Here is an 8,198-nt window from a genome sequence, read left to right as displayed (position 1 = left end):
CGTAGAGCTCCTTGAGCTTCGGGTCGATGGCGGCCAGCTCCTCGGCCAGGTCGACGAGGACCAGGCACTGCCGAGGCGTCGCTCCCGTCGGCCGAGATGTCGCTCCGGTCGGTCGAGTGGTCACGACCGTGCCACCTCGGCCGACGGGGTTGACGCCTCGGCCGACCGCAGTGACGCCTCGGCCGACCGGGCTGACTTCTCGGCATTGCTTGGACGTCGACCTTCCATGTTCTTGGGCGACCCCGTAGAGTGACCGCTGTCACCACCTAAGCAAGCGCTTAGATTAGCCGAGCACACGAGGGAATGAGCATGTCGAGGTTCGAGGGACGTACGGCGATCATCACCGGGGCCAGCCGGGGCATCGGTCTGGGCATCGCCCAGCGGCTGGTGGACGAGGGGGCGAAGGTCGTCATCACGGCACGCAAGCCCGAGGCGCTCGCGGAGGCGGTCGACGGGCTCGGTGGCAAGGCGGTCGCCCTCGGCATCGCCGGGAAGGCCGACGACCCGGCCCACCAGGAGGAGGTCGTGACGACCGCGATCGAGACGTTCGGCAGCGCCGACCTGCTGGTCAACAACGCCGGCATCAACCCGAAGGCCGGCGGCCTGATCGACATGGACCGCGAGTCGGCCCGCAAGACCGTCGAGGTCAACTGCCTCTCGCCGATCGGCTGGACCCAGCAGGTCTGGCGGCAGTGGATGTCCGAGCACGGCGGCGCGATCGTCAACATCTCCTCGGTGGCCGGCCTGGCCCCGACGCCGCTGATCGCCACCTACGGCGCCAGCAAGGCGATGCTCAGCTACATCACGCAGGAGCTCTCGGTCGAGCTCGGGCCGAAGGTGCGCGTCAACGCGATCCTCCCGGCCGTGGTGAAGACCAAGTTCGCCGAGCTCCTCTACGAGGGCCGCGAGCAGGAGGTCTCGGCGGCCTACCCGCTCAAGCGCCTCGGCACCCCCGAGGACATCGCCGGCGTCGCCTCGTTCCTCCTCTCCGAGGACGCCGGCTGGATGACCGGCCAGCTCGTCACCGTCGACGGCGGCCTCACCCTCGCCGGCGGACGCGTCTGATGCCGATCGCACCCGGCAGCACTGCCGTCGTCACCGGCGCCGCGGGCGGGATCGGCCGCGCCCTGGCCGCCCGCCTCGTCGCCGAGGGTGTCCGCGTCGTGGTCAACGACATCGACGACGTACGTCTGGCCGAGACGGCCACGGAGATCGGCGCCCATCCGGTGGCCGGTGACGCCGCCTCCGTCGAGGGGGTGACGACCCTGGTTGACGCGGCGAAGGACCACCTCGGCCAGATCGACGCGTGGTACGGAAATGCCGGCATCGACCGCGGCATCGGCCTGGACTGTCCCGAGGAGGACTGGCAGGCGTCGTACGAGGTCAACGTCATGGCCCATGTCAGGGCAGCGCGGCTCCTCGTCCCCGAATGGGTCGAGCGGAAGGCCGGTCGCTACGTGGTGACGGCGAGCGCGGCGGGCCTGCTGATGATGGTCGGGACGCCGACCTACTCGGTCACCAAGCACGGCGCGGTCGCCTTCGCGGAGTGGCTCTCGGCGACCTACCGCCATCACGGGATCGTCGTCCAGGCGGTCTGCCCGCAGGGCGTGCAGACCGGGATGCTCGAGCGATCGGGACCGATGGCGGGCCTGCTCAGCCGCGACGGAGCGCTGACGCCCGAGCAGGTCGCCGACGCGGCCTGGGAGGCCACGAGCGACGACCGTTTCCTGGTGCTGCCGCACCCAGAGGTGGGCGACTACTACGCCGCGCGGGCGACGCAGACCGACAAGTGGCTTGGCGGGATGAATCGACTCTGGCAGCACGTGGAGGGACAGGTATGAAGGCGTGGCGGATCAACGAGCTCGGTGAGCCCAAGGACGTGATGCGGCTCGAGGAGGTGCCCGACCCGTCCCCCGGGGCCGGGCAGCTCGTCGTGAAGGTGCTGGCCAGCCCGGCCAACTTCCCCGACGTCCTGATGGCCCGGGGCCTCTACCAAGTCAAGCCCGAGCTGCCGTTCACCGCCGGCGTCGAGCTGTGCGGTGAGGTGGTCGAGCTCGGCGAGGGCGTGGTCTCGACAGGCTCGACCAGCGACCTGACGGTCGGAGATCGCGTGATCGGCGGCGGATCGCTGCCATACGGCGGCTTCGGAGAGCTCGCTCTGATGGACGCCGCGACCACGTTCCCGGCTCCCGAGGCGCTCACCGACGCGGAGGCGTCGAGCCTCTACATCGGCTACCAGACCGGCTGGTTCGGGCTGCACCGCCGCGCCCACATCCAGCCCGGCGAGACGCTGCTCGTGCACGCCGCGGCAGGCGGGGTCGGCAGTGCCGCCATCCAGCTCGGCAAGGCCGCCGGCGCGACGGTGATCGGTGTCGTCGGCGGACCCGAGAAGGCCGAGGTCGCCCGACAGCTGGGTGCGGACCACGTCATCGACCGCCACACCGAGGACTTCGTGAAGGTGGTCAAGGAGGTCACCGGCGGCAAGGGCGCCGACGTGATCTACGACCCCGTCGGCGGCGACACCTACGACCGCTCCACCAAGTGCATCGCCTTCGAGGGCCGGATCCTGATCATCGGCTTCGCCGGCGGCCGTATCCAGGAGGCCGCGCTCAACCACGCCCTGATCAAGAACTACTCGATCGTCGGGCTCCACTGGGGCCTCTACAACATGCTCGGCCCCGAGCTCGTCAAGCAGTGCCACGCCGAGCTCACCCGGATGGCGGCCGAGGGCTCGATCAAGCCGCTGGTCAGCGAGGAGCTGTCCCTGGAGCAGGTGGCCGACGGCGTACAACGTCTTGCCGACGGCACCACGGTCGGACGGGTCGTGTACGTCGCATGAAGGCCGTGATCTTCGACTACGGCGGCGTGCTGACCACGCCGATCGGCGACTCGATCCGGGCCTGGCTGAAGGCCGACGGCATCAAGCCGGAGAGCTTCACGACGGTGCTCAAGGAGTGGCTGGGTCGCTACGCCGACGCCGGCACCCCGATCCACCGCCTCGAGCTCGGCGAGCTCTCGGTCAAGGAGTTCGACAGGCTCCTGGCGGCCCGCTTGGAGACGTACGACGGTAGCCCGGTCGATCCCGAAGGCGTCCTGTCCCGGCTCTTCGCCGGGATGCGGCCCGACCCGGAGATGTTCGCGCTGGCCGAGGAGCTCCGCGACGCCGGCATCCGGCTCGCCCTGCTCTCCAACAGCTGGGGCAACTTCTATCCCCGCAAGCAGGTCGACGCGCTGTTCGAGGTGGTGGTGATCTCCGAGGAGGTCGCCATGCGCAAGCCGGAGGCGCCGATCTTCGACCGCACCCTGAGCAGGCTCGGTCTCCCCGCCGAGGAGTGCCTCTTCATCGACGATGCAGAGCCCAACGTCCTCGGGGCCCGCGCGGTCGGTCTCGACGCCCTGCTCCATACCGACCCGGCGAGCACCCGAGCAGCGCTCGCCCGCATGATTCCCGCACTCGGAGGTGCCGCGTGACGACCGAATCCCTGCCCGGCCTCGACCTGGAACGCCTCGGCCCCTGGCTGGCCGAGAACGTGGAAGGCGCGGGCAGCAGCCTGAGCGCGACCCACATCTCCGGGGGCAAGTCCAACCTGACGTACGCCGTCTCCGACGGCACCCACGAGTGGATCGTCCGGCGCCCGCCGCTGGGGCACGTGCTCGCCACCGCGCACGACATGAAACGTGAGCACACCGTGATCAGCGCGCTGCGCGAGACCGACGTGCCGGTGCCGCACACCTTCGCGTTCTGCGACGACGAGGACGTGCTCGGGTCGCCGTTCTACGTGATGGAGAAGGTCGACGGCCGGCCCTACCGCTACGCCCGCGAGCTCGAGCCGCTGGGCGCCGAGCGGACCAGGGCGATCTCGGAGCAGCTCATCGACGTGATGGCCGCGCTGCACGCGGTCGACCCGGCCGCGGTCGGGCTGAGCGAGTTCGGCCGTCCCGAGGGGTTTCTGTCGCGGCAGGTCAGGCGCTGGAAGAAGCAGCTCGAGGCGTCGTACTCCCGCGATCTTCCTGCCGCCGACGAGCTCCACGCGCTGCTGGAGGCGCGGGTGGGTGCTGCCGAGGCCGCCTCGACCGGGCCCGGGATCGTGCACGGCGACTACCGGCTCGACAACGTCCTCACCGACGAGGCCGACCAGATCAGGGCCGTCGTCGACTGGGAGATGGCCACGCTCGGCGACCCGGTCACCGACCTGGCGATCCTGCTGACCTACCAGCGGATGGCCTCGGTCTCCGGCGACGGCACGGTGACCGACGTCAGCAACGCACCCGGCTGGCTCTCCGAGGAGGAGATCATCGCCCGCTACGACGCGGCCAGCCCGCGCGACCTGAGCGAGTTCGGCTTCTACCTCGGGCTGGCCGCCTACAAGCTCGCCGCGATCCTCGAGGGGATCCACTACCGCTACCTCAAGGGCCAGACCGTCGGGCCCGGTTTCGACAAGATCGGGGACGGGATCCACCCGCTCCTGGACATGGGCATCAACGCGATGAAGGGACAGTAAGCGTGGACTTCGCACCCGACGCCAGGACCGAGGAGCTCGTCGCCTCGGTATGGGACTTCCAGAAGACGTACGTCGAGCCGAACGAGGCCGTCTTCGACGAGCAGCTCGCGGCCCAGGACGACAAATGGGCCTGGGACGGCGTGCCGGTCCTCGGCGAGATCCGCGCCGAGGCCCGCAAGCGCGGCCTGTGGAACCTCTTCCTGCCCGGTGAGGGCGGGGCGGGGCTGACCAACCTGCAGTACGCCCCGCTGGCCGAGATCACCGGCCGCAGCCACCTCGCGCCGGCCGCGTTCAACTGCGCCGCGCCCGACACCGGCAACATGGAGGTGCTCCACGACTTCGGCAACGAGGCGCAGAAGAAGGAGTGGCTCGCGCCGCTGCTGGAGGGCGAGATCCGCAGTGCCTTCGCGATGACCGAGCCGGCCGTCGCCTCCTCCGACGCGACCAACATCGAGACCTCGATCGCGCTCGACGGCGACGAGTACGTCATCAACGGTCGCAAGTGGTGGATCACCGGCGCGATGAACCCGAACTGCAAGATCTTCATCGTGATGGGCAAGACCGACCCGTCCGCCGAGCGGCACAAGCAGCAGTCGATGATCCTGGTGCCGCGCGACACCCCGGGCCTCACGATCAAGCGCGGCATGGAGGTCTTCGGCTACGACGACCACGACCACGGCGGTCACGCGGAGCTCGTCTTCTCCGACGTACGCGTGCCGGTGGGCAATCTCATCGGGACCGAGGGCATGGGGTTCGCGATCGCGCAGGCGCGCCTGGGTCCCGGTCGCATCCACCACTGCATGCGCTCCATCGGCCTGGCCGAGCGGGCGATCGAGCTGATGTGTGCCCGCGTCGAGGAGCGGGTCGCCTTCGGCAAACCGCTCTCCGAGCAGGGCGTGATCCGCGACTGGATCGCCGAGTCGCGGGTACGCATCGAGCAGCTGCGCCTCCTCGTCCTGAAGACCGCCTGGCTGATGGACACCGTCGGCAACAAGGGCGCCCACACCGAGATCCAGGCGATCAAGATCGCCACCCCGGCGACCGTCCAGTGGATCCTCGACAAGGCGATCCAGGCGCACGGCGCCGGCGGCCTCTCCCAGGACTTCCCGCTGGCCAAGTCCTACGCCGGCATCCGTACGCTGCGGTTCGCCGACGGCCCCGACGAGGTGCACAAGAACGCCCTGGCCAAGGCCGAGCTGCGCAAGCAGGCGGCGCGGCGCGAGGGCCGGCAGTGACTCCCGAGGAGATCCGGGGCCGGGTCGAGGCGTTCCTGGCCGAGCACCCGGTCGCGACGACGGAGCCGAGCGCCTTCCTGCACGCCCGCTATCAGGCCGGGCTGGCGTGGGTCGCGTTCCCCGAGGGCCAGGGTGGTCTCGGGGCCTCCCGGGCCCTGCAGCCGCTGGTGTCAGACCTCTTCGAGTCGGCCGGCGCCCCCGACAACAACCCGCGGCGCAACGGGATCGGGCTCGGCATGGCTGCGCCGACGATCCTCGCCTACGGCACCCCGGAGCAGAAGTCTCGCTTCCTGGAACCGCTGTGGTGCGGCGACGAGATCTGGTGCCAGCTCTTCTCCGAGCCCGGCGCCGGCTCCGACCTGGCCGGGCTGGCGACGCGGGCGGTCCTCGACGGCGACGAATGGGTCGTCAACGGGCAGAAGGTGTGGACCTCGGGCGCCCACAACGCCGACTTCGCGATCCTGGTCGCGCGCACCGACCCGGACGTCCCGAAGCACCGGGGTCTGACCTACTTCTTGTGCGATATGCACGATCCGGGCGTCGAGGTGCGGCCGCTGCGCCAGATCACCGGTGAGGCGGAGTTCAACGAGGTCTTCCTGACCGATGTCCGCATCCCCGACGCCCACCGTCTCGGCGCGGTCGGGCAGGGATGGGAGGTCGCCAACGCCACCCTCAACAACGAGCGCGTCGCGATCGGCGGCGCCGCCATGCCGCGCGAGGGCGGGATGCTCGGCGTGGTCGCCGAGTCCTGGCGGGAGCATCCGGAGAACCACACCCCGGAGCTGCGCGACCGGCTGCTGAGACTGTGGGTGGAGTCGGAGGTGGCCCGGCTGACCGGGGCACGGCTGCGGCAGAAGCTGGCCGTCGGCCAGCCCGGCCCCGAGGGGTCGGCGATGAAGCTGTCCTTCGCCACCATCAACCAGCGGCTCACCGGGCTCGACCTCGAGCTCCGTGGTGAGGAAGGTCTTCGCTACGAGGACGGCGACGGCTGGGCGATGGTCCGGCCCGAGCACGTCGACTTCGGCGGCCGCGACGCCGCCTACCGCTACCTGCGCGCGAAGGGCAACTCCATCGAGGGCGGCACCTCGGAGATCCTGCGCAACATCGTGGCCGAGCGCGTCCTCGGCCTCCCCGGGGAGCACCGGGTCGACAAGGACGTGGCTTGGAAGGAGATCCCGCGATGAGTGATGTCGAACTGCTCGACAACGAGCTCGATGCCGACCTGCGTGCCACGGTCAGGTCGTTCCTGGCCGAGCGCTGCGACCCCGCCGAGGTGGTGAAGGCGTACGACGGAGACAGCTCGCTCACCCCGGTCCTGTGGAAGGGAATCGCCGGAGAGCTCGGGCTCGCGGGGCTGCTGATCCCGGAGTCGTACGGCGGAGCCGGGGCATCGGCCCGCGAGGCCGCCGTGGTGCTGGAGGAGCTGGGCCGCTCGGTCGCCCCGGTGCCATTCCTGAGCAGCGCGGTCGTGGCGACCACGGTCCTGCTGGCCGCACCCACCGAGGCCGGAGCCGACCTGCTCGCCGGCCTGGCCGCGGGGGAGCGGACCGCTGCGCTGTGTGTTGGTCTCGACACGCCTCCGCCCAGCGGCTCCGGCGGCTCGACCGACGTCAGCCCTCGTTGGTTGAGCCCGGCGAGCGCCAGCGAGCCGGTGTCGAAACCAACACGGTCCGTGACGAGCGTTGCTGGCGCCCTGGAAGCCGACACGATCCTGGTCCCGGTAGCAACCCCCGAAGGCGTAGAGATCCGAGCCATCCCCGCGGCCGCCGCGACGATCACCCCGGTCAGCTCGCTCGATATGACTCGCCAGCTCGCCGACGTACGCCTCGACCCGGCCGCCGGTGAGATGGTCGTAGCCGCCGAGCACGGTGCCGACGCCGTACGTTCCGGTCTGCTGGCCGGGGCCGCGCTGATGGCCTCCGAACAGGTCGGGGTGGCGCAGTGGTGCCTGACCACGACGGTGGAGTATCTCAAGGTCCGGCGTCAGTTCGGCCGGATCGTCGGTGGCTACCAGGCGCTCAAGCACCGGCTCGCCGACCTCTACACCAACGTCGAGGGTGCCGGCGCGGCCGCGCGCTACGCCGCCGGCGCGCTGGCGCTCGGTGACGCCGAGGAGACCGAGATCGCGACCCACGTCGCCGCCGCGTACTGCGGTGACCTGGCCGTCACCGCGGCCGAGGAGGCGGTGCAGCTGCACGGCGGCATCGGCATGACCTGGGAGCACCCCGCCCACCTCTACCTGAAGCGGGCCAAGGCCGACCAGATCGCGTACGGCCTCCCCGGCCTCCACCGCGACCGCCTCGGGGCCCTGGTCGACATCTAGACCGCTGGTCGAGCCGCGAGCGCAAGCGAGCGTGTCGAGACCAACACAGTCCCATCGGCGCTCGATAGGACTGTGTTGGTCTCGACACGCCACCGCCTAGCGGCTCCGGCGGCTCGACCAGGCGGGGGGGGGCTACGT

Annotated in this window: 8 protein-coding genes; all 8 read left to right on the top strand. The window is 70.4% G+C overall.

Going from position 1 to position 8,198, the window contains the following annotated elements; all coding sequences use genetic code 11:
- Positions 1 to 309: 309 nt before the first annotated feature.
- Genes ABZ796_RS27505 through ABZ796_RS27470 form a run of 8 tightly spaced genes read left to right on the top strand, consistent with a single transcriptional unit; the run spans position 310 to position 8,060 of the window.
- Positions 310 to 1,065, top strand: a complete 756-nt coding sequence (locus ABZ796_RS27505) for an SDR family oxidoreductase (RefSeq protein ID WP_357341352.1) — start codon at positions 310 to 312, stop codon at positions 1,063 to 1,065.
- A complete protein-coding gene (locus tag ABZ796_RS27500; RefSeq protein WP_357341350.1) occupies positions 1,065 to 1,841 on the top strand; it encodes an SDR family oxidoreductase in 777 nt (258 codons plus the stop codon). Before ABZ796_RS27505 ends, ABZ796_RS27500 begins: the two co-directional genes overlap by 1 nt.
- Positions 1,838 to 2,839 (top strand): NADPH:quinone oxidoreductase family protein, encoded by a 1,002-nt coding sequence (locus ABZ796_RS27495; RefSeq protein ID WP_357341348.1) that lies wholly within the window; start codon positions 1,838 to 1,840, stop codon positions 2,837 to 2,839. Before ABZ796_RS27500 ends, ABZ796_RS27495 begins: the two co-directional genes overlap by 4 nt.
- Complete coding sequence (locus ABZ796_RS27490; protein WP_357341347.1) at positions 2,836 to 3,471, top strand: HAD family phosphatase; 636 nt, start codon at positions 2,836 to 2,838, stop codon at positions 3,469 to 3,471. Before ABZ796_RS27495 ends, ABZ796_RS27490 begins: the two co-directional genes overlap by 4 nt.
- A complete protein-coding gene (locus ABZ796_RS27485) occupies positions 3,468 to 4,502 on the top strand; it encodes a phosphotransferase family protein (protein WP_357341345.1) in 1,035 nt (344 codons plus the stop codon). The genes ABZ796_RS27490 and ABZ796_RS27485 overlap by 4 nt, the downstream gene beginning before the upstream one ends.
- Positions 4,503 to 4,504: 2 nt before the next feature.
- A complete protein-coding gene (locus tag ABZ796_RS27480) occupies positions 4,505 to 5,737 on the top strand; it encodes an acyl-CoA dehydrogenase family protein (RefSeq protein ID WP_357341344.1) in 1,233 nt (410 codons plus the stop codon).
- Positions 5,734 to 6,921 (top strand): acyl-CoA dehydrogenase family protein, encoded by a 1,188-nt coding sequence (locus ABZ796_RS27475; RefSeq protein ID WP_357341342.1) that lies wholly within the window; start codon positions 5,734 to 5,736, stop codon positions 6,919 to 6,921. The genes ABZ796_RS27480 and ABZ796_RS27475 overlap by 4 nt, the downstream gene beginning before the upstream one ends.
- Positions 6,918 to 8,060: an acyl-CoA dehydrogenase family protein gene (locus tag ABZ796_RS27470; RefSeq protein ID WP_357341340.1), complete on the top strand. Its 1,143-nt coding sequence runs from the start codon at positions 6,918 to 6,920 to the stop codon at positions 8,058 to 8,060. The genes ABZ796_RS27475 and ABZ796_RS27470 overlap by 4 nt, the downstream gene beginning before the upstream one ends.
- Positions 8,061 to 8,198 lie beyond the last annotated feature (138 nt).

Source organism: Nocardioides sp. NPDC047086 (genome assembly GCF_040643685.1).
Lineage (GTDB): Bacteria > Actinomycetota > Actinomycetes > Propionibacteriales > Nocardioidaceae > Nocardioides.
This window is presented reverse-complemented; position numbering and strand designations above follow the sequence as displayed.